17 protein-coding genes are annotated in these 20,294 nt (G+C 59.5%); 9 read left to right on the plus strand and 8 right to left on the minus strand.

The window, feature by feature from the left end:
- Positions 1-6 precede the first annotated feature (6 nt).
- Positions 7-975, minus strand: coding sequence for an ABC transporter substrate-binding protein (locus ACP15V_RS11090; RefSeq protein ID WP_424943741.1), 969 nt, complete (start codon positions 973-975; stop codon positions 7-9).
- 210 nt (positions 976-1,185) lie between these two features.
- Between ACP15V_RS11090 and ACP15V_RS11095 the strand changes: the two genes are divergently transcribed.
- Together ACP15V_RS11095 and ACP15V_RS11100 are read left to right on the plus strand one after the other, a co-directional pair.
- Positions 1,186-1,674 (plus strand): MarR family winged helix-turn-helix transcriptional regulator, encoded by a 489-nt coding sequence (locus tag ACP15V_RS11095; protein WP_424943742.1) that lies wholly within the window; start codon positions 1,186-1,188, stop codon positions 1,672-1,674.
- A 279-nt stretch (positions 1,675-1,953) separates the two neighbouring features.
- Complete coding sequence (locus tag ACP15V_RS11100; protein ID WP_424943743.1) at positions 1,954-3,942, plus strand: elongation factor G; 1,989 nt, start codon at positions 1,954-1,956, stop codon at positions 3,940-3,942.
- Positions 3,943-3,968: 26 nt separating this feature from the next.
- Here ACP15V_RS11100 and ACP15V_RS11105 read toward each other — a convergent pair whose 3' ends face one another.
- A complete protein-coding gene (locus ACP15V_RS11105; protein ID WP_424943744.1) occupies positions 3,969-4,745 on the minus strand; it encodes a FadR/GntR family transcriptional regulator in 777 nt (258 codons plus the stop codon).
- Positions 4,746-5,078: 333 nt separating this feature from the next.
- Here ACP15V_RS11105 and ACP15V_RS11110 point away from each other — a divergent pair, with 333 nt between their 5' ends.
- The 5 genes from ACP15V_RS11110 to ACP15V_RS11130 all read left to right on the plus strand — a co-directional run bounded on the left by ACP15V_RS11110 (position 5,079) and on the right by ACP15V_RS11130 (position 12,096).
- The gene (locus ACP15V_RS11110; protein ID WP_424943745.1) at positions 5,079-6,131 is read left to right on the plus strand and encodes a TRAP transporter substrate-binding protein; all 1,053 of its coding nucleotides are present in this window, start codon (positions 5,079-5,081) and stop codon (positions 6,129-6,131) included.
- Between the two features lie 151 nt (positions 6,132-6,282).
- Entirely contained in the window at positions 6,283-8,373 is a 2,091-nt protein-coding gene (locus ACP15V_RS11115; protein WP_424943746.1) for a TRAP transporter large permease subunit, read from the plus strand.
- A 14-nt stretch (positions 8,374-8,387) separates the two neighbouring features.
- Complete coding sequence (gene dld, locus ACP15V_RS11120) at positions 8,388-10,070, plus strand: D-lactate dehydrogenase (protein ID WP_424943747.1); 1,683 nt, start codon at positions 8,388-8,390, stop codon at positions 10,068-10,070.
- 46 nt (positions 10,071-10,116) lie between these two features.
- Positions 10,117-10,764 carry an RluA family pseudouridine synthase gene (locus ACP15V_RS11125; RefSeq protein ID WP_424943748.1) on the plus strand — a complete coding sequence of 216 codons (648 nt, stop codon included), beginning with the start codon at positions 10,117-10,119 and terminating at the stop codon, positions 10,762-10,764.
- Positions 10,765-10,965: 201 nt separating this feature from the next.
- The gene (locus ACP15V_RS11130) at positions 10,966-12,096 is read left to right on the plus strand and encodes a beta-ketoacyl-ACP synthase III (protein WP_424943749.1); all 1,131 of its coding nucleotides are present in this window, start codon (positions 10,966-10,968) and stop codon (positions 12,094-12,096) included.
- Positions 12,097-12,422: 326 nt separating this feature from the next.
- Here the strand turns inward: ACP15V_RS11130 and ACP15V_RS11135 are convergent, their stop codons facing one another.
- On the minus strand, positions 12,423-13,862 hold the full coding sequence (locus ACP15V_RS11135) for an aldehyde dehydrogenase family protein (RefSeq protein WP_424943750.1): 1,440 nt from the start codon (positions 13,860-13,862) through the stop codon (positions 12,423-12,425).
- Positions 13,863-14,035: 173 nt separating this feature from the next.
- On the opposite strand from ACP15V_RS11135, the gene ACP15V_RS11140 reads away from it, so the two are divergent.
- The gene (locus tag ACP15V_RS11140) at positions 14,036-14,692 is read left to right on the plus strand and encodes a peroxiredoxin (protein WP_424943751.1); all 657 of its coding nucleotides are present in this window, start codon (positions 14,036-14,038) and stop codon (positions 14,690-14,692) included.
- A 93-nt stretch (positions 14,693-14,785) separates the two neighbouring features.
- Here the strand turns inward: ACP15V_RS11140 and ACP15V_RS11145 are convergent, their stop codons facing one another.
- The 3 genes from ACP15V_RS11145 to ACP15V_RS11155 all read right to left on the minus strand — a co-directional run bounded on the left by ACP15V_RS11145 (position 14,786) and on the right by ACP15V_RS11155 (position 17,739).
- A complete protein-coding gene (locus ACP15V_RS11145) occupies positions 14,786-14,998 on the minus strand; it encodes a DUF2783 domain-containing protein (RefSeq protein WP_424943752.1) in 213 nt (70 codons plus the stop codon).
- A 5-nt stretch (positions 14,999-15,003) separates the two neighbouring features.
- Positions 15,004-16,614, minus strand: coding sequence for an FAD-dependent oxidoreductase (locus ACP15V_RS11150; protein WP_424943753.1), 1,611 nt, complete (start codon positions 16,612-16,614; stop codon positions 15,004-15,006).
- 174 nt (positions 16,615-16,788) lie between these two features.
- Complete coding sequence (locus tag ACP15V_RS11155; protein ID WP_424943754.1) at positions 16,789-17,739, minus strand: MBL fold metallo-hydrolase; 951 nt, start codon at positions 17,737-17,739, stop codon at positions 16,789-16,791.
- 52 nt (positions 17,740-17,791) lie between these two features.
- Between ACP15V_RS11155 and ACP15V_RS11160 the strand changes: the two genes are divergently transcribed.
- On the plus strand, positions 17,792-18,358 hold the full coding sequence (locus tag ACP15V_RS11160) for a DUF2585 family protein (RefSeq protein ID WP_424943755.1): 567 nt from the start codon (positions 17,792-17,794) through the stop codon (positions 18,356-18,358).
- 17 nt (positions 18,359-18,375) lie between these two features.
- Here the strand turns inward: ACP15V_RS11160 and fahA are convergent, their stop codons facing one another.
- Together fahA and maiA are read right to left on the minus strand one after the other, a co-directional pair.
- Positions 18,376-19,635 (minus strand): fumarylacetoacetase, encoded by a 1,260-nt coding sequence (gene fahA / locus ACP15V_RS11165; protein WP_424943756.1) that lies wholly within the window; start codon positions 19,633-19,635, stop codon positions 18,376-18,378.
- 6 nt (positions 19,636-19,641) lie between these two features.
- Complete coding sequence (maiA, locus tag ACP15V_RS11170) at positions 19,642-20,286, minus strand: maleylacetoacetate isomerase (RefSeq protein WP_424943757.1); 645 nt, start codon at positions 20,284-20,286, stop codon at positions 19,642-19,644.
- Positions 20,287-20,294: the final 8 nt, after the last annotated feature.

Here is a 20,294-nt window from a genome sequence, read left to right on the forward strand (position 1 = left end):
CCGCCTTTAGTTCAGGATTTTTGACAGGTTGCCTTTGGCCGTGTCATCCAGCCAATCCGCCCAGACATCCTTGTTGTTCAACAGGAAATTCACCGCAGCCTCTTCGGCAGACGCGCCGTTTTCATCCTGCCAGGCCAGGATCGACGACATGGCATCAACATCGAAGGTCAGCTTGGACAACATGGCAGAGATCGCGGGTTTTTCCGCTTCGAACTCTTTGGTCACAACCGTCCAGACCGGCGAGGGCGGGAAGTCGGAGATTTCCGGCGCATCGCGGTCTTTTTCCTGGTTGCGTGCATGGATTTCCGGATCCACCGGGCCCAGTTCCACCTTGGTCATTTCATATTTGCCAAGCACCTTGGTGGGCGCCCAGTAATAGCCGAACCAGGGTTCTTTGTTTTCAAAGGCCGAGGCGATGGACGTGGCAAGGGTTTCGCCCGACCCGTGATTGAAGATTTCAATCCCGCTGTCGGCGACGTTCAGGGCGCGTGCCAGGTTGTCGTTCAAAATGCGGCAGCCCCACCCTTCGGGGCAGTTGTTGAACCGCCCATCGACCAGTTCAGGATTGGCCAGAACGCCTTCAATGGTTTTCAGCTCGGGGTGTTCTTCGGCCAGCCAGGTCGGGATCCACCAACCTTCAACCCCACCCGGATCCAGCACCGGGGCCAGTTCCGCAACACGGCCTTCGTCGCGCAGCTTCAGATAGGCCGGGCCGCCGCCATTGGTCCACATTTCTGTGACGATGTCCGGTTCGCCATTTTCCGCAAGCGAGGTGACCGCGGGCACGGTTGAGGACGGCACGGTTTGCACCGTACATTTATAACCTTGCTCCAGCAGGAACTTCGCGACCTGTGTGACAATCGCGGATGACGCCCAGTTCATTTCGGTGATCGACACCTCGCCGCAATCTTCAGCGGCGGCCAATCCGGGCAGCATGGCGGCGCCAAGCACCGCACCAATCATCAGTTTCCGCATGAATTTCTCCCTATGTTTTCGCGCAACTTTGTATGGCTATTAATTAGTTTAGCTAAGCTAATAGTTTGTTTTGTGACAAGGTTCAGGCAATCAACCCGTTTCTTTGCCGTGGCTTACGGGTGCCTTGAAGGGGTACGTGGCCCGAAAACACTTAGGTAGGCATAGTAATACCTGCTTGGCCGAAACCAGTTTCCGGAGTAGAGGATAGATATGGACCGCACCAACGCCACATTGACCGCCCTCAGGCAGATCCTTCGCGCCACCGAGTTGCACGGTCGTGAAGTGGCGAGCGCGGTGGGGCTGACGGCGGTGCAGCTGCGACTTTTGAAAATCACGCACGATGCCGGTGGGGCGACGGCCACGACGCTGGCCTATCATATGCGGGTGTCGCAGGCGACGATCACCGCGCTCCTGGACAAGCTCGCGGCGAAGGGGATGATCGAACGGCGGGTTTCGGATCAGGATCGGCGCAAGAAAACCATCCTGATCACGGATGCGGGGCGGGAGGCTTTGGAAAATGCGCCCGACCCTATGCAGCGTGACTTTGCCCGCCGCTTCGAGCGTTTGGAAGATTGGGAGCAGGCAATGCTGCTGGCCGCGGCAGAGCGTCTTGCAGCCCTGATGAATGCGGATGAAATCTCGGCTGCGCCAATTCTTGCCACGGGTGACATTACCGATGATGCGGGTGCTGCCAGCTGAGCATTGCCAAGTTGGCCAGGGCTAGGGCAAACTAAAGCTCCAACCCGCGCGGTTGTCTTTTATTGGGGCCACATGTGTTCGTCGCTTCGAACCAGGTCGCTTGTTCAAGAATGCGGAATGCCAATGCGGAGATGCCGGGTATTCTGCGGCTTTCCGATTGATGCATATCATGGACGCGAAAACGCGTGGGTATGACAGTGCCCCTACCGGACCGCACGGGTCCGGCCTCCCGTGCGATCCGGTTGCGCAACCCGCCAATCGGCCGAACGGAGGATCCCCATGTCAGACACCACATCAGGTCAAAAAAACGGCGCCAGAGTGGCGGCCCTTGTCGGGCCATATTCCAGCGGCAAAACCACTCTCATGGAAGATATTCTGTTTGCGGCGGGTGCAATCCCGCGACGGGGCACGGTGAAAGACGGCACCACATTGGGGGACGCGTCCCCCGAAGCGCGGGCGCGCGACATGTCGACCGAGGTGAATGTCGCGACCTTCGACTATCTGGGCGAAGATTGGACGCTGCTCGATTGTCCGGGATCGGTTGAACTGAACTATGATGCGCAATGCGCGATGATGGTGGCGGATATCGTGGTGGTGGTCTGCGACCCGAAACCGGACCGTGCGGTGACCTTGTCGCCGATCCTGCAATTCCTGGATGATCGCAATATCCCGCACCTAATTTACATCAACAAGATGGATCAGGAGGAGGCCTCGGTGCGCGCCACGTTTGAAGCGTTGCAAACCGTGTCCTCGCGTCCGCTGTTGATGCGCGAAATCCCGATCCGCGATGCGGACGGGCAATTGACCGGCATGGTGGATCTGGTCAGCGAACGCGCCTGGCGGTGGGAGCCGCACAAGAAATCCGAGATGATCACCCTGCCCAAGGATATGACCGATCTGGAAGGGGATGCGCGCAACACGATGTTGGAATCGCTCGCGGATTTTGACGATACCCTGATGATGGAGCTGCTGGACGACGTGGTGCCCTCGACCGATGAGATCTATGAAAATCTGACCCGGGACCTGCGCGAAGATCTGATTGTGCCGGTGTTCTTCGGCTCGGCGGAAAATGAAAACGGCATCCGTCGGCTGATGAAAGCACTGCGCCACGATGCGCCAGATGTGGCCGCCTCTGCCGCGCGGCTCGGCCTGCCAATGGACGGCCCGGTGGCGCAGGTGTTCCGCACCGCCTATGCGGGTAAGGCGGGCAAGCTGTCTTATGCGCGGGTCTGGGCGGGTGAGGTGTCGGGTGGCGATACGCTCAATGGAACACGGGTTGCCAATATCCGTCGCCATCTGGGGGCCAAATCTGAGCAGGTGCAGTCGGCTGGCGCGGGCGAAGTTGTCTCTCTGGGTCGCATGAATGATGTGCAGACCGGGGATCTTCTGACCCGCGACGGCACCGCCACGGCCAATTGGCCCACGCCGCCGTCACCACTTTTCTCGGTGGCTTTGCAAACCGAACATCACGCGGATGAGGTGCGCTTGTCCGCAGCGCTGGGGCGGTTGACCGAAGGCGATCCGTCGATCCGGGCCGGGCACGACCCGGCAACCGGAGAGCTGGTGTTGTCAGGGCAGGGCGCCATCCAGCTGCAGATCGCGTTGAAACAGCTCGAGGCCGACAGCGCGCTGACGCTGACCCAATCGTCCCCGAAAGTGCCGTTTTGCGAAACCATCACCAAGCCGATCACCCAGAAGGCGCGGCACAAAAAGCAATCCGGTGGGCATGGGGAATTTGCCGATGTCGAGATCGAGATCAAACCGCTGGCGCGTGGCACGGGGTTTGCCTTTGACGACCGCATTGTGGGCGGTGCGGTGCCCAAGCAATACATCCCGGCGGTCGAAAAAGGTGTGCGCGAGTATTTGCAGAAAGGGCCAAACGGCCACCCGATTGTCGATCTTGCGGTGACGTTGGTCGATGGCAGCCATCACAATGTGGACAGCTCTGACATGGCCTTTCAACGCGCCGCGATCAAAGCGATGAGCGAGGCCATTCCGCAATGCAAGCCGATCACGCTGGAGCCCATTCACAAGGTCAGCCTGTCGGTGCCCGCCGAGTTCACCCCCAAAGTGCAGCGCATTGTGTCCGGGCGGCGCGGGCAGCTGTTGGGGTTTGACGCCAAACCCGGCTGGTCCGGTTGGGACGAGGTACAGGCGCTGGTCCCGCTGGCGGAAATGACCGATATCGTCACCGAGCTGCGGTCGGTCAGTCTGGGGGTTGGGACCCATGTGTCGGAATTTGACCACCTACAGCAGGTGTCCGCCTGATCACGCGCCGATTATACACGCGCCGATTATAACTGTGACAGCTTGCGCCGTTTTGCGGCGCGGGCTTCGCGCTCGGCCTGCTCCTGGCCGATCCGAAAGCTGGTTTCCACGAAATCAAGGTGGTTGCGGGCGGCCGCCTCGGCGCGGTCTGGATCGCCGTCCAGAATGGCCTCGACAATCTCGCGGTGTTGATCAAGCAGCTTTTTCCCCGTGCCATCCATCGTGCGCAGGAATTTCCGGTTATAAAACAACCCCTGCCGGGTGAGGTCATAGATCGACGCCATCATGTGGATCAGCGTGGTGTTCTGGCTGGCATCCACCACGGCGACATGAAGCGCCAGATCGGCCTCTTCGCTGGCATCCGTGTCACCGCTTTCCCAGGCTATCTGCAGCGTGTTCAGGATGTCGCTCAACCGGTCCTTGTCCGATTGGGTGGCGCGCTGGGCGGCAAGGCGGCTGGCAAAGGCTTCCTGCTCCCGGCGATATTCCAGATAGTCGTAAAACGCGGATCCATGCCGGGTGTAAAGCGCCAGCATCGCAGGGGACATGGCGCGCCCGGACAGCGATGCGATATGGGTGCCCTCGCCGTGGCGCACATGCACCAACCCCCGGTCTTCGAGCGTCTGAAGGGCTTCGCGCAACTTGGGACGCGACACACCCATCGCCTCGGCCAGTTCGCGTTCCGACGGCAATTTGCGCCCTTCTTTCAGGATTCCATCCACGATCATCGTCTCGATCTGCTCGACCACGGCTTCGGCCAACGATTCGTGACCGACCGGATCGAAGGGGCTGGTGTCGCTCATATCTTGGCTCCTTGATGATGGGTCGGTGAAGGAACATGTTCTTTATCTTTACCACTGACCCGCGCCAGATCAAGCGAAAGCGTAGGTCGAAGCCGCGCGCGACGGTGCGGTGCAATCATTTGTCATTGATAGAAAATATCAGAAAATGAGGCGTTTTTTCGCGGCTTCTGTGGGGGCGAAGCGGGGCTGAACGCAGCCGATCTTGGGCAATCAGTGGTAAATAATCTTGTTGACATAATAAAGTGGTAAATATTATTGACCAATAATGCCGTGCTGAATTGGCACCGGTTGAAGCCGTGGAGGCGGCTTGCTTGCATTCTGGAGGAGACCCACATGAAAAAGACCCTGACCTCGGTGGCGATGGCTGCCACCCTGCTGACCGCCCCGATTGCGGAAGCTGCTGACAAACTGCTTTTGAAAACCCCGATCGCGTTTTCGACTGCGCTGCCGGGCCTTGGCTCTCCGATCCCGCGTGTTGCCGAACAGCTGCAATTGATGTCGGGTGGCACGCTGAAAATGAAGGTATATGAGCCGGGCAAGCTGGTTCCGCCGTTTGAAATTCTGGACGCCGTGTCGTCGGGCAAGATCAACTCGGGCTACACCACGGCGGGCTACTGGGCCGGGAAAATCCCCGCAGCCCCGCTGTTTTCCGCCGTGCCGTTTGGCCCTGAGGCGGGCGAATACATGGCGTGGCTTTACTATGGCAACGGCATGACCCTGTATCAGGAAATGTATGACCAAGCCGGTTTCAACGTGAAGGTTCTGCCCTGCGCGATCATCGCCCCTGAAACCTCGGGCTGGTTTGCCAAGGAAATCAACCAGCCGGGCGATCTGGACGGGTTGAAAATGCGCTTCTTCGGTCTGGGTGGCAAAGTGATGCAACGCCTTGGCGTCGCCACCAGCCTGCTGCCCGGCGGCGAAATTTTCCCGGCGCTGGAAAAAGGCGCGATTGACGCGACCGAGTTTTCGATGCCCGCCATCGACGCCCGTCTTGGCTTCCACAAACTGGTCAAATACAACTACTTCCCCGGCTGGCACCAGCAGGCGACCGTGTTTGAACTTCTGGTGAACAAGGACGTGTGGAACGAGGCCAGTGACCAGCATAAGGCGATCATCGAAAACGCCTGCAAGGCCTCGATGACCGATAGCTTTGCCGAAGGTGAAGCAATCCAGCACGCGGCCCTGATCGACAATGTTGAAAACAACGGGGTCGAGATCAAAAAGTGGAATGACGAGATGCTCGCCACCTTCCGCGAAAACTGGGACGCCGTGGCACAGGAAGAGGCCGCCAATGACGCCTTCTTTGCCAAGGTTCTGGGGGACATGACCGAATTCCGCGACGGTTATGCCATCTGGAAAGAAAACGCCTTCCTCCCGCGCAAGTAACCCATTTGCTTGCGCATGAGGGGCGGTGGCCTACCCGCCCCTCACCCTCGCGCGGCACCACCCTGCCGCGCGCCTTTTCCCACACAGATTTGTGACTTTTCCATCCCGTGAGCCGCGCCCATTTCGCGCCAGTTTCTGAGGAGGACGCCCCATGGCCCAAAATGTGACCCAGAATATACCTGCCCCCAATGATCCCGATCTGGATCCGATTGACGTCTACGAACACATCCTGGAACACGAGGATCGTGACACGCAGGTTGCCGCCGTCGCCATCGACAAGACGGTCAAGGGGATCGGCAATGTGGTGATGTGGGCGAACCTGCTGCTGGTCGCCGCGATCGTGACCCAAGTTGGCCTGCGCTATCTGTTCAACGTGAACCTGCCCAAGCTGGATGAGGTGCAGTGGCATTTCTATGGCTTGGTCACCATGGTGGGCATTTCATATGCGCTGGTCACCGACAGTCACGTGCGCGTCGACATCCTGCATATGCAGTTGTCGCGTCGTGCCCAACGGGTGATTGAGGTGATTGGCATCCTCGCCCTGCTGGTGCCGTTCATCTATCTGATGATCGATCAGGGCTATGACTATTTCTATGAAAGCTGGCGGGTAAACGAACGTTCCGACAGCCCCACAGGTCTGCCCGCGCGCTGGGCGCTGAAGGCGGTGATCCCGGCCAGTTTCGTGCTCTTGGCATTGGCCGCCGTCGCGCGCCTCATTCACGATGCCCACGCGATTTTCGTGGCGCATAGCGAAGAGCGGATGGGCAAGGACCTGCGCCTGATCCTCTGGGCGCTTGTGGCCTTCGCCGTGGTCGCAACCGGGCTGACGTTCCTTGTGGAAAGCACCGAGGAAAAGCTGGTCATCGCCATGTTCCTCACCTTCATCGCGCTTTTGTTCACCGGCTTCCCGGTGGCTTGGACCCTGGCCGGTGTTGGCGTGGCCTATTGTGGGCTGGCCTATCTTTTTGACAATGATCTGATGCTGTGGACCGGGTTGGAAAGCACCTTTACCGGGCTGGATTATCTGACGCTGGGCGCCGTGGTGAACCGGGTCTATGCGACCATGTCCAACGCGGTTCTGGTGGCCCTTCCGATGTTCATCTTCATGGGATTGATGCTGGATGAAAGCGGCGTGGCGGAACGCCTTATGTCCGCAATGCAGCGCCTCTTTGGCACGGTGCGCGGCGGACTTGCGATCACGGTCACGATGATCGGTATCATCCTTGCCGCTTCGACCGGCATCATCGGGGCCTCCGTTGTGCTCTTGGGCGTCTTGTCGCTGCCCTCGATGATGGAGCAGAAATATTCGCCCAGCCTTGCGGCCGGTGTGGTCTCGGCCTCAGGCACGCTGGGCATCCTCATCCCGCCCTCGATCATGTTGGTGATCATGGCGGATCAGATGGCCTTGTCTGTCGGTGATCTGTTCATGGCAGCGGTCTTTCCCGGGGTGATCATCGGCGGGCTCTACCTGACCTATATCTTCGTGATTGCCCTGATCAAACGCGACGTGGCCCCGGTGCCCGCGGGGGCAACCCGCCCGGATTGGGCCGCTGTGAAAGATGTGTTGATCGCGGTTTTGCCAACGCTGGGCCTGATCCTCGCTGTGCTAGGCTCGATCTTCGCGGGGCTGACCACGCCGACCGAAGCCTCGGGTGTGGGCGCATTGGGCGCGACCCTTCTGGCGCTTGGCTATCGTAAGCTCACCCTGCGCAAACTGGTGAACGTGCTGAAGGCCACCTTCAACACCACCGCCTATATCTTCGCGATCTTCCTTGGTGCGACGGTGTTCAGCTATGTGCTGCGTGAACTTGGCGGGGATGCCCTGATCGAAGACATGATCCACGGCGCGGGCCTGGGGGCCAATGGCACGGTCTTCATGATCCTCTTCATCGTTTTCCTTCTGGGGTTCGTCTTGGATTGGATCGAGATCACCCTGATCGTGCTGCCGCTGATGCGCCCGATTGTGAACGCGCTGGGGCTGGATATTCCCGGCTTTGGGGCCATCGACGAACCTGCCCTTGTGTGGTTTGTGATCTTGGTCGCGGTGACGCTTCAGACCTCGTTCCTGACGCCGCCAGTTGGCTTTGCGCTCTTCTACCTCAAGGGGGTCTGCCCGCCGGAAATCAGACTGACCGACATTTACAAGGGCATCATCCCCTTCGTGCTCTTGCAGCTCCTGGGCTTGATGTTGGTCTTCCTCTGGCCCGCGCTTGCCACCTGGTTGCCTTCGGTTGCCTATTAAGAAAGGGTGGGGGCATGACCGATCACGACCTTATCAAGACCTTGCAAAACATCTGTGGGCGCCGCCATGTGCTCACCGATGCCCGCCGCACCGCCCGCTTTCGCAAGGGGTTTCGGTCGGGCGAAGGGGATGCGCTGGCCGTGGTGCAACCCGCCACGCTTCTGGAGCAATGGAAGGTTCTGCAGGCCTGCGTGGAGGCCGACAAGATCGTGATCATGCAGGCGGCCAATACCGGCCTGACCGAAGGGTCGACCCCAAAGGGCCGATATGATCGCGACGTGGTGCTGATCAACACGCGGCGCATGGATCGGTTGCAGCTGATCAAAGATGGTACGCAGGTGATTTCCTTCCCGGGGTCCACCTTGTTTGCGCTGGAAAAACTGCTCGCCCCCCTGAAACGCCAACCGCATTCGGTGATTGGGTCGTCCTGCATCGGGGCGTCCGTGGTGGGCGGCGTGTGTAACAATTCCGGCGGCTCGCTGGTGGAACGTGGGCCGTCTTACACTGAACTGTCGCTTTACGCCCGGATCACCGAGGAGGGCCGGTTGGAGTTGGTCAACCATTTGGGCATCAATCTGGGCGACACCCCGGAAGAGATTTTGACCCGGCTGGAGGCAGGCGATTTCACCCCCGCCGATCTGGAAAGCTCCAACCGCAAAGCGTCGGACACCGATTATGCCCGCCGGGTGCGCAATGTGAATGCCGATACGCCCGCGCGGTTCAACGCGGATAAATCGCGCCTGTATGAAGCGGCGGGCTGTGCCGGCAAGCTGGCGGTCTTTGCCGTGCGGCTGGACACCTATCCGATGAATGACGCCGAACGGACCTTTTATGTCGGCACACAAGACACCGCCGCCCTGACCGAGCTGCGCCGCCGCATTCTGGCCGATTTCGAAACTCTGCCGGTGTCCGCCGAATACATGCATGAAGAGGTGTTCGACCTGTCTGACCGCTACGGCAAGGACACGATGGTGATGATCGACAAGCTGGGCACCGACCGGCTGCCGATATTTTTTGCGCTGAAAGGCGCGGTGGATGCGCGCCTGGCGAATGTGCCGGGGATGGCAAACTTCACCGACAAGTTCATGCAAGGTTTGGCGCGGATCTGGCCGGATATTCTGCCTGCGCGGATGCGTGATTTCCGCGCCCAATACCCGCATCACCTGATCCTGAAAATGCGCGATGGCGGGATTGCCGAAGCACAGGCGCTGTTGTCTGACATGAAAGCCGCCGGGCAGCTTGATTATTTCGAATGCGACGCGCGCGAGGCCAAGATGGCCGGGCTGCACCGCTTTGCCGCCGCCGGGGCCGCGGTGCGGTACATGAATGTGCATCGGGCCGAGGTCGAAGATATCCTTGCGCTGGACATCGCGCTGCGCCGCAATGATCGGGACTGGTTCGAAGAGCTGCCCGCCGAGATCAGCGATCAACTGGTCAGCAAGCTTTATTACGGCCATTTCATGTGCCACGTGCTGCATCAGGATTACATCGTGAAGAAAGGCGCGGATCCCAAGGCGCTGAAGGCCGCGATGTTGAAGATCCTCGATCAGCGTGGAGCGGAATATCCGGCGGAACATAATGTGGGGCATCTTTACACCGCCAAGCCGGACCTGGCCGCGTTCTATAAATCCGTCGATCCGACCAATTCCATGAACCCGGGCATCGGGAAAATGTCGCGCAACAAACATTACCACTGACGCGCCACCCCTTGTGTCACTGGACCACGCCCGCTATCTGGGCCGCATGACTGACAGCTACACCCCACCCCAGGATCCACTGGTAATCCTGCATCAGGACCATGAAATCCTCGTGGTCGACAAGCCGTCCGGCCTGCTTTCTGTGCCGGGGCGGGGCGCGCATCTGGCCGATTGCCTGATTGCGCGCATTCAGGCGGTGTTTCCCGAGGCGCTCTTGGTGCATCGGCTCGACCGGGACACTTCTGGCGTGATGGTCTTTGCGCTCACCCCTCACGCGCAGCGCCACCTTGGGCTGCAATTTGAAAAGCGCCAGATGAAGAAAACCTATGTGGCGCGGGTCTGGGGTGAGATGGCGGAAAAAGAAGGCACGGTGGATCTGCCGCTGATCGTCGACTGGCCCAATCGCCCGAAGCAGCATGTGAATTTTGAAACTGGCAAGCCTGCGCTGACCGACTGGAAGGTGATGCGCTTTGAAGGTGGCAACACCCGCGTGCGCCTGTTCCCCAAAACCGGCCGCAGCCACCAGCTCCGCGTGCATATGCTCGAACTCGGTCATCCGATCCTTGGCGATCCCTTTTATGCCACGGGCGAGGCGCGCGATGCACCACGCCTGATGCTGCACGCAGAACAGCTGCGCCTGCGTCACCCGGATGGTGGCAGGGGCATGAATTTCCGCGCCAAAGTGCCGTTCTAGGCGGTTTCGCGAGATTGACGAAACGTCACCCACCTTGCCCTTGCGCCCCTTATTTGCTTGAGTGTCGGGATCCAAAGCGTTTCCAGATTAAGTTGGGTCACAACTTCATTTGGAAACGCCCACAACGGCTATATGTTCCGGGCGTTTCGACTTTTTGCTGTGAGGGGCAACAAAGTCAAAACGCTTTATGAGGAGATCCCCATGTTCCAACCCGTCATCTCTGGCACCGGTGTGTTCACCCCCAGCGAAATCATCACCAATGAAGAATTGGTTGTGGCTTTTAATGCCTATGCCGACCGGGTGAATGCCGAAAATGCCGATGCGATTGCGGCGGGTGACGCGGAATCGATTGGGCATTCCAGCGAGGAATTCATCGTCAACGCGTCGGGCATTCAGCAGCGCTATGTGATGGACAAATCCGGTGTGCTTGATCCGATGGTGATGCGCCCGAAACTGCGGGAACGCGCGGATGACGAACTGGGCATTATGGCCGAAATGGCGGTGGAGGCCTGTGGTCAGGCGCTGATCAAGGCCGGGGTGCGGGCCGATGAGATTGACCTGGTGATCTGCGCCGCCTCGAACCACGAACGCGCCTATCCGGCGATTGCGATTGAGATCCAGCAGGCGCTGGGCGCGGGAGGCTTTGCCTTTGACATGAATGTCGCCTGTTCCTCGGCCACGTTTGGTATTCAGGCGGCGGCAGACATGATCCGGTCGGGGTCCGTGCGCCGCGCGCTGGTGGTCAACCCGGAAATCTGCTCGGCCCATCTGGAATGGCGCGACCGGGATTGTCATTTCATCTTTGGTGATGTCTGCACCGCAACCGTGTTGGAGCGCAAAGAGGACGCGAAGGGCGATCATTTCGAGATCCTCGGCACCAAATGCCTGACCCAGTTTTCCAACAACATCCGCAACAACAATGGGTTCCTGCGTCGCGCCCGCGAAGAGGGCGGCGCGCTGCCCGACCGGCGCGACATGCAATTCATGCAAAACGGGCGGAAGGTGTTCAAAGAGGTGCTGCCGATTGTCTCGAAACACATCCTTGGCCACATGGAAGAGCTGGGCATCGGGCAGGATGATCTGAAGCGGATCTGGCTGCATCAGGCCAACAAGACCATGAATGATTTCATCGGGAAAAAGGTGCTGGGTCGGGTGCCGGAAGAGGGCGAGCAGCCCAATATCCTGCAAGACTACGCCAATACCTCGTCCGCCGGATCAATCATCGCGTTCTCGAAATATTCCGACGATCTGCAGCCGGGGGATACCGGGGTGATCTGCTCGTTTGGAGCGGGTTACTCGGTGGGGTCTGTGGTGGTGCGGCGAAGTGAGTAAATGTAAAGTAGGAGCCGATTGATTGGAGCACTTGGCTTGTATCGAAGGTAGCAGTTTCTGGCCCTTTGTTTACTTCTGGGGGGCAGCATTCATATGTGTGTGGCGTGAAGCTAAATCCATTGGATACAATTGGGTAGAAGCCATCAAACGGAATATAGGATTAAGCAGTAGAGCCTATACGCTGAAAGGCTTTTTGCGTTCTATGCTTGTTGTCGTGCCAACTCTTGGGCTGTGGCTCTACCTTGTTTGGAAATGCGATCCGAATATCTTTTAGGCCAAAAGGGCCCGCAAATTGCGAGCCCTTTTGTGTTTACTGTGGCCGGGGTTTACCCGTTAAACCAACCCGACACGGCTTTCACTTCGAGGAAATCCTCGATGCCCAATTCGCCGCCTTCGCGGCCGATGCCGGATTGTTTGTAGCCACCGAAGGGTGATCCAGCGGCGCGGGAAGTGCCGTTGGCTTCGACCATGCCTGACCGCATCTGGCGGATCACCCGGTTCAAGCGCTCGCCGTTTTGCGTCTGCACATAGTTGGTCAAGCCGTAAACCGTATCATTGGCGATCTCGACCGCCTCTTCTTCGGTATCGAACGGGATCATGGTCAGGACCGGGCCAAAGATTTCCTCGCGGGCGATGGTCATCTGGTTGTTGGCGTCGGCAAAGACGGTGGGTTTGACAAAGTAACCCTTGTTCAGACCTTCCGGGCGGCCAAGGCCACCGGCCACAAGGCGCGCGCCTTCGTCGATGCCTTTCTGGATCAGATCCTGAATTTTGCCCCATTGCAGCTCGCTCACCACCGGGCCGATGTGACGACCTTCTTTATGGGCCACGTCCACGGCGGTTTTCTCGGCGGTTTCACGGGCAATCTCAACCGCCTGGTCATAGATCCCGCGCTGCACCAGCATCCGTGAGGGGGCGTTGCAGCTTTGCCCGGTGTTCTGCATCATGTGGCGCACGCCGCGCACCACGGCTTTGTCATCGGCGTCATCAAAGATGATGTTGGCGCCCTTGCCACCCAGCTCCAGCGCCACGCGTTTGATCGTGTCGGCGGCGGATTTGGAAATCGCGATGCCCGCGCGGGTGGAGCCGGTGAAGCTGACCATGTCCACGTCGGGGTGCGAGGTGAGTTGCGAGCCCACGCCCATCCCGTCGCCATTGACCATGTTGAAGACACCGGCGGGAACGCCTGCTTCGTCCATGATTTCGGTCCAGACAATCGACGACAGCGGTGCGATTTCAGAGGGTTTCAGCACCATGGTGCAGCCCGCCGCCAAGGCGGCAACCACTTTCAGGGCCACCTGGTTCATCGGCCAGTTCCACGGGGTAATCAGTGCTGTCACACCAACGGGTTCATAAAGCAGGCGGTCATTCGGGGCGTGGTCGCCCAGCATCCGGTCGAATTCGAACTTCTTGAACGCCTTGATGAAATTGGCAATGTGCCAGCTGCCGGCCCCAACCTGATTGTTGCGGGACAGATCCAGGGGCGCGCCCATTTCCATCGTCATGGCCTGCGCCAGATCCTCGGCGCGCGCGCCATAAACCTCGAAGATCTTTTCGATCAGGGCCAGGCGGTCTTCCTTCGACGTGATACCCCAGGTTTTGAACGCCTCTTTGGCGGCGGCCACGGCGGCGTCGGTGTCGGCCTGATCGCCCAAGGAAATAACCGCGCAGACCTCTTCGGTCGACGGGTCGATCACCTCGTAATCATGTGCCTTGGCCGGGGCGACCCACTGGCCGTTGATGTAAAAGTCGCGTTTCTCGATCATATTCCTGACTCCATGGACGGATTTGGCTGCACTCTTGCACTCCTTATATCGGGGCGCAAGCCCGGAGTGCAATAATTTGATCAAATTATATTTGCGACATATCCACGCCCCTTCTTCAAATTCCCGAATTCACACGTAAGTTGATAGGGAATGACACAAAGAGGAGTTCAGAAATGGGCCTGCGTATCAACGACACCGTCCCCAACTTCACCGCCATGACCGATCAGGGCGAGATCATTTTTCACGATTGGATTGGCGACAACTATGCGATTCTGTTCTCGCATCCCAAGGATTTCACCCCCGTCTGCACCACCGAATTTGGCGCGGTGGCCCAGTTGGCGGATGAATGGGAAAAGCGCGGCACCAAGGTGATCGGCGTGTCCGTGGACAGCGCCGAGGAGCACCGCAAGTGGAAGACCGATATCGAAGGGTTTGCCCAGACCAAGGCCGGGTTCCCGATCATCGCGGATGAAGGGCTTGAGGTGTCGAAAGCCTTCGACATGCTTCCCGCCGAGGCCTATCTGCCAGACGGGCGCACCCCCGCCGACAGTGCCACCGTGCGTTCGGTGTTCATCATCGGGCCGGACAAGAAGCTGCGCCTGTCGATGACCTATCCGATGACCATTGGCCGCAATTTCGCCGAGGTGCTGCGGGCGCTGGATGCGATCCAGATGACGGATGGCAAACCCCTGGCCGCCCCGGCGAACTGGACCCCGGGCGAGGACGTGATTGTCGGTCTGGCGCTGGATGATGATCAGGCACGCGAACAATACGGCGATCTGGACATCAAGCTGCCCTATCTGCGGTTCGCCAAGGCCCCCGGCGCGTAACGCGCTGGCCATAGAACCGGCTGCCAAGACCCCTTGGGGCGGCAGTCGCGCGGGGGCACCGACCGGGCGCCCCCGCTTTTCGTTGTGCTGCGATTACTTCAACGCGGATTTCGCGGTTGAGATCGCCGCGCTCAGCACCGCGCGATCGCCGATATGATTGGCGAGCACCAGCAACAGGCGCGCATTCAGCGCATCGCTTTTCTCTTTCGAAAGCTCTTCATGCGCCTCCAGCAATTCGGCATAGAAATCATCTGCCCCATCGATATTTGGGGTCAGGATCAGGTCGGTTGGCATGGTCTCGTTCATGGGACTCACTCCTTGCCAGTGGCGCGACGGATGGCGGCGCGCATCAGGTTTTCATCGAAATTGGGGCGACGGGCGGCCACGTGCTGATCCGGGCGGATCAGGTAGACCGCACTGGGCGCATCCCCCAAATAGCGGGCTTTGAGCGCACCGGATTTGTCATCTTTGACCGACAGGGCCAGCCGGGTGACTTCGACCCCGTCTTCCTCGATCACATCGGGCGCCTCCGCGTCGATGGTCAGCAGGGTGAACTTGCCCCCCAGTTTCGGCAGCAAAAATGCATCCCTCAAAGGTACATCCGGGCAGGGAGACCCAGGACGGGTGCGATCCGGGCCATCCAGCGCATCGGAGGAGTTCAGCGGCGAGCCATCATAGGTGCAGGGCACCGAGAGGCGGCCGGAATTCACCAGCGGACGGGCAAATTCGAACTGCTCCGACAGATCCAGCACCGCATCGCGCAAAATGCGGGACATCTCGGATTTGGGCGTGATGAAATCGGTGGAGCGCGAGGAGTTCAGGATGTTTTCATCCGCGCCATGCACCCGTTCCATGTCATAGCTGTCAAGCAGGCTCTCGGGGGCCTTGCCTTCCATCACCAGTTTCAGTTTCCAACCCAGATTGTCGGTGTCTTGCAGGCCGGAGTTTGCCCCCCGTGCGCCAAAGGGCGACACCTGGTGGGCGGCGTCCCCGGCAAAGAGCACGCGGCCATGGCGGAACTGTTCCATCCGGCGGCATTGGAACGTGTAGATCGACACCCATTCCAGTTCGAACTGCACGTCTTCGCCCAGCATGGCCTTGAGGCGCGGGATGACGTTTTCCGGCTTCTTCTCTTCGTCCTTGTCGATGTCCCAACCCAGTTGCAGGTCGATGCGCCAGACATTGTCGGGCTGTTTGTGCAAGAGGGCGGACTGGCCGCGGTTGAAGGGAGGGTCGAACCAGAACCAGCGCTCGGTCGGGAACTCTGCCTCCATGATCACGTCGGCGATCAGGAAGTTGTCTTCAAAGACGCGACCGACAAAATCCAGCCCCAGCATCTTGCGGGTTGGAGAGGCGGCGCCATCACACGGCACCAGCCACTCCGCTTCGAGGTTGTAAGACCCCTCCGGCGTGTCGATTTCCAGCGTCACATGGTCATCATGTGTGCCAATGGCGGTGACCTTGTTGTTGCCACGAATTTCAATCGGCGCGCCTTCGGCCTCCAGCTCGCGGACCCGATTCACCAGATATTCTTCGAAATAATATTGCTGCAGGTTGATGAAGGCCGGGCGTTCGTGGCCTTCCTCTGGCAGCAGGTTGAACTGATAGACCTCGCGATCGTCAAAGAACACCTTGCCGACATTCCATTCGACCCCTTTGTCGACCATCGGCTGGCCGCAGCCCAGGCGGTCGAGGATTTCCAGCGGGCGTTTGGCGTAGCACACGGCGCGCGACCCGAAGGATACTTTGTCGTTGTCATCGAGGATCACCACCTCGATGCCTTCCTGGGCCATTTCGATGCCCATGGCGAGGCCAATGGGGCCGGCGCCGATCACCACGACTTTGCGGCGCGTGGGGGTTTCCACGTCCTGATCGGGGCTCCGCTTATAGGCATAAAGCGGGGTTTCAAAGATTTTCGTCATGTCGTTCCTCCTCCGACAAGCGGCCGCCCTTTTTAGGAAGGGAACGGCCATGGGTTCGGCGCGTTTCGTTGGACCCGCGCCCTCTCCTCTTGCGCGGGTCCGTTTTCTTTTGTTGGGTGCCTCCGGCGGGGATATTTGAGGACCAAAGATGGCCCCACACACCGGGGTGTTCCGTCAGCCTTGCAGCGCGTCCCACATCTCCAGATCGCGCTGGGCGGTCCAGATGCGCGGGGTATCGATGCCGCGGGCCTCGTCATAGGCGCGGGCAACATTGAACGGCAGGCAGTGTTCATAGATCGCGTAATCGGCGAATTTCGGGTCACATTCGGCGCGCACTGCATCCCAGGCTTCTTTCAGCGTGCCATTGCGCGCGGCAACCTTGGCGGCGGGACGATAGGTGCTTTCCACGAAATCGCGGGTGTTCTCGATCGCGGCGTTCACCATCTCTTTCCCGACCAGAGCATCGCCACGACCCGGCGCAATGGCGTCTACGTCGAAGGCGGCGATATTGTCGAGCGTGTCGCCCCAATCGCTGAAATGCCCGTCGCCGCAATAGCAAGCCGAGTGGTATTCGACGATGTCGCCGGTGAACATCACGTTTTCATCCGGCACGTGGATCACGATGTCGCCTGCGGTGTGGGCGCGCCCAAGATGCATCAGGTCGATGCGACGGTTGCCGAGATAGACGGTCATGTCTTCGGAAAAGGTGGTGGTGGGCCAGGTCAGGCCGGGGATGCTCTCGTGGCCTTCGAAGAGGCGCGGGAAGCGTTGAAACTCGCTATCCCAATCTTCCTGGCCGCGCTCCACAACCATCGCGCGGGCGGTGTCACCCATGATGATCTGATCGGCGCCGAACGCAGACGCGCCCAGCACGCGCACGGCGTGATAGTGGGTCAGCACCACGTGGCTGATCGGTTTGTCCGTCACCGAACGCACGCATTCGATCACCTTGTTTGCAAGGCGCGGCGTGGCCTGGGCCTCGACGATCATCACGCTGTCATCGCCAATGATCACACCGGAGTTCGGGTCGCCCTCGGCGGTGAAGGCATAGATGTCGCGCCCCACCTCTTCGAAGGTGATTTTCTTCTCAGTCATGTCCCCTTGGGACGCAAAAGCTTTTGCCATGGTTGGGTTTTCCTTCCTAGACGCAGTCAGAATAACGTGATTCTGTTCCTGCATGTTTGATCGACGTCATTTGCCCTATTGGGCGGTTTTCGGTGTCACCATCGCGATGTTGGTGATTTTGCTTCTGATGGGGCGCAACCTGTATTGCCCCTGCGGATATGTGCTCTTGTGGTATTCCGGCGATGACAGCGGGCAGGGGTCGCAGCATTTGCTGGACTGGTACGCGCCCAGTCATCTGATCCACGGCTTCCTGTTTTACGGGATCACCTTCCTGACCATGCGCCGGTTCGCGCTGGGCTGGCGATTGTTGGTTGCGACCGGGGTCGAAGCCGCGTGGGAGATTGCCGAAAACACCGAGGCCGTGATCAACCGGTACCGCGAGTTCACCGTGTCCGGTGAATATTGGGGCGACGCGGTGATCAACTCCGGCGCGGACCTGTTGGCGATGTTCCTTGGCTTCTGGCTGGCGCTGCGCCTGCCGATCTGGGCCTCGGTTGCCATCATCGTTGGGTTCGAGGTGCTGACCACTTACCTGATCCGAGACGGGTTGGCGCTCAATATCATCATGCTTTTGATGCCCTCCGAGGCAATCCTCGAATGGCAATCGGCCGCAGGATGATCTGAGCGCCAGACCCATTATTTCGGCCAGCTTTTGGCGGGCAGGATCTGGCCGACACAATCGCCAAAGCCGATCTGGAACCCGTCGCCTTTGGCGGCCCCGCGCAGGGTGAGCGTATCGCCGTCCTCGATAAAGGTGCGGGTCTCGCCAGTATCAAGCGTGAAGGGTTCGCGCCCGGCCCAGCTCATTTCCATCAGGGAGCCGTATTCGGTTTTGGTAGGGCCAGAGATGGTGCCCGATCCCAGCAGATCACCGACATTCATGCCACAGCCCCCCACCGCGTGGTGGCACAGCTGTTCGGCGGCGGAGTAATACATGCGGGTGTAGTTGGTTTCGCCCACCACGGTCGCTTTCTCCGCGCCTTCCGGCTGCATCAGCACCTGCAGGTCGATGTCATAAAGACCGTCCTTTGAGCCATCGAGATACGGCAGCAGTTCCTTCTCGCGCTCGGGCGTGGGCGCGCGGAACTCTTCCAGCGCGGCGGCGGTGACGATCCACGGAGAGATCGAGGTACCAAACGCTTTGCCCTGAAACGGCCCAAGCGGTTGATATTCCCAGCCCTGAATGTCACGCGCGGACCAGTCATTCAGCAGCACGTAGCCAAAGATCATGTCGTCGGCTTCGTCCACCGTGATCGGCTGGCCGAACTCTGACGCTTTGCCGACAATGGCACCCATTTCCAGCTCGATATCCAGACGCATCGAGGGGCCGAAGCTGGGCATCTCGGCGTCGGGTGCTTTGCGCTGGCCGTTGGGGCGGTGGATCGGGGTGCCGGAAATCACCACGGAGGATGCGCGACCGTTATACCCGATTGGGATATGCAGCCAGTTGGCGGGCAGATCCGGGGATCCGCGCAGGATTGCGCCCATATTGGCGGCGTGCTGACGACCCGCATAGAAATCGGTGTATTCCGCGACAAGGAACGGCATGTGCATTTCGGCGTCGGCTTGCGCCACCAACAGGGGCTCTACTGCCTCACGCTCGCCTGAATTTTCACTGAGAAGCTGTTCCATACGGGTGCGTAGGGCGGCCCAGGCATCGGACCCCAGCTCCATCACCTCGTTCCAGAACGGCACGTCGAAAACGGGATCGTCGCTGATTTCAACCAGCCCGGCCTCTTCGGCTGCGGCCATATCAAGGATCATGTCCCCAATGGCCACACCACAGCGCGGTTCTTCGTCGCCGATAGAAAAGACGCCGTAGGGCAGGTTGTTCAGCGGAAACGGTGTGTCAGCGGAGTTGGCGCTGTCCACCCAGGATTTTTTCAGTTGGCTCATGGTCTCTCACTCTGCATCAAATTGGGCCTCGGGGGCTGCGTCGGCAAAGGCCGGCAGCGCGAGGCAGGTTTGTTCGATCTCGGTCAGGCGCGGATAGGGGGCCAGGTTCAGCCCCCATCGCCTTGCGTTGTAATATTGGGCAACAAGACAGATGTCGGCCAGTGACGGCGTGTCGCCAAAGGCGTATTTTTTGTCCTTCATGACCATTTTCTCAAGCGCATCAAAGCCCTTGGCCATCCAGTGACACATCCAGTCTTTCTTGGCCTCAGCGTCGGCCCCGAACACGTCGCCCAGATGCGCTGCAACCCGCAGGTTGTTCACCGGATGGATGTCCATGGCGATCACATGGGCGGCGGCAAGAGTGCGGGCGCGCAAAACGGGATCAGCGGGCAACAGGGCCGGGGTGGGTTTCAGCGCCTCGAGATAGTCGATGATTGCCAGCGATTGGGCCAGCACCGTGCCATCCTCCAGCTCCAGTGAGGGCACCAGATGGGTCGGGTTCTTGGAAACATACGCCTTCGTATGTTGCTGCCCACCATCCTTGACCAAATGGACCGAGGTCATATCGGCCTTGATCCCCTTGAGGTTCAGGGCAATCCGCACCCTGTAGGCGGCGGTCGAGCGCCAATAGGTGTAGAGCTTCAACGCCATCACATCTC

It is taken from the genome of Aliiroseovarius crassostreae (genome assembly GCF_049803815.1).
GTDB lineage: Bacteria > Pseudomonadota > Alphaproteobacteria > Rhodobacterales > Rhodobacteraceae > Aliiroseovarius > Aliiroseovarius crassostreae_A.

Coding starts and splice junctions, on each gene's coding strand:
- ACP15V_RS11090 (WP_424943741.1), bottom strand. CDS start 975: ATGCGGAAACTGATGATTGGTGCGGTGCTTGGCGCCGCCATGCTGCCC.
- ACP15V_RS11095 (WP_424943742.1), top strand. CDS start 1,186: ATGGACCGCACCAACGCCACATTGACCGCCCTCAGGCAGATCCTTCGC.
- ACP15V_RS11100 (WP_424943743.1), top strand. CDS start 1,954: ATGTCAGACACCACATCAGGTCAAAAAAACGGCGCCAGAGTGGCGGCC.
- ACP15V_RS11105 (WP_424943744.1), bottom strand. CDS start 4,745: ATGAGCGACACCAGCCCCTTCGATCCGGTCGGTCACGAATCGTTGGCC.
- ACP15V_RS11110 (WP_424943745.1), top strand. CDS start 5,079: ATGAAAAAGACCCTGACCTCGGTGGCGATGGCTGCCACCCTGCTGACC.
- ACP15V_RS11115 (WP_424943746.1), top strand. CDS start 6,283: ATGGCCCAAAATGTGACCCAGAATATACCTGCCCCCAATGATCCCGAT.
- dld (WP_424943747.1), top strand. CDS start 8,388: ATGACCGATCACGACCTTATCAAGACCTTGCAAAACATCTGTGGGCGC.
- ACP15V_RS11125 (WP_424943748.1), top strand. CDS start 10,117: ATGACTGACAGCTACACCCCACCCCAGGATCCACTGGTAATCCTGCAT.
- ACP15V_RS11130 (WP_424943749.1), top strand. CDS start 10,966: ATGTTCCAACCCGTCATCTCTGGCACCGGTGTGTTCACCCCCAGCGAA.
- ACP15V_RS11135 (WP_424943750.1), bottom strand. CDS start 13,862: ATGATCGAGAAACGCGACTTTTACATCAACGGCCAGTGGGTCGCCCCG.
- ACP15V_RS11140 (WP_424943751.1), top strand. CDS start 14,036: ATGGGCCTGCGTATCAACGACACCGTCCCCAACTTCACCGCCATGACC.
- ACP15V_RS11145 (WP_424943752.1), bottom strand. CDS start 14,998: ATGAACGAGACCATGCCAACCGACCTGATCCTGACCCCAAATATCGAT.
- ACP15V_RS11150 (WP_424943753.1), bottom strand. CDS start 16,614: ATGACGAAAATCTTTGAAACCCCGCTTTATGCCTATAAGCGGAGCCCC.
- ACP15V_RS11155 (WP_424943754.1), bottom strand. CDS start 17,739: ATGGCAAAAGCTTTTGCGTCCCAAGGGGACATGACTGAGAAGAAAATC.
- ACP15V_RS11160 (WP_424943755.1), top strand. CDS start 17,792: ATGTTTGATCGACGTCATTTGCCCTATTGGGCGGTTTTCGGTGTCACC.
- fahA (WP_424943756.1), bottom strand. CDS start 19,635: ATGAGCCAACTGAAAAAATCCTGGGTGGACAGCGCCAACTCCGCTGAC.
- maiA (WP_424943757.1), bottom strand. CDS start 20,286: ATGGCGTTGAAGCTCTACACCTATTGGCGCTCGACCGCCGCCTACAGG.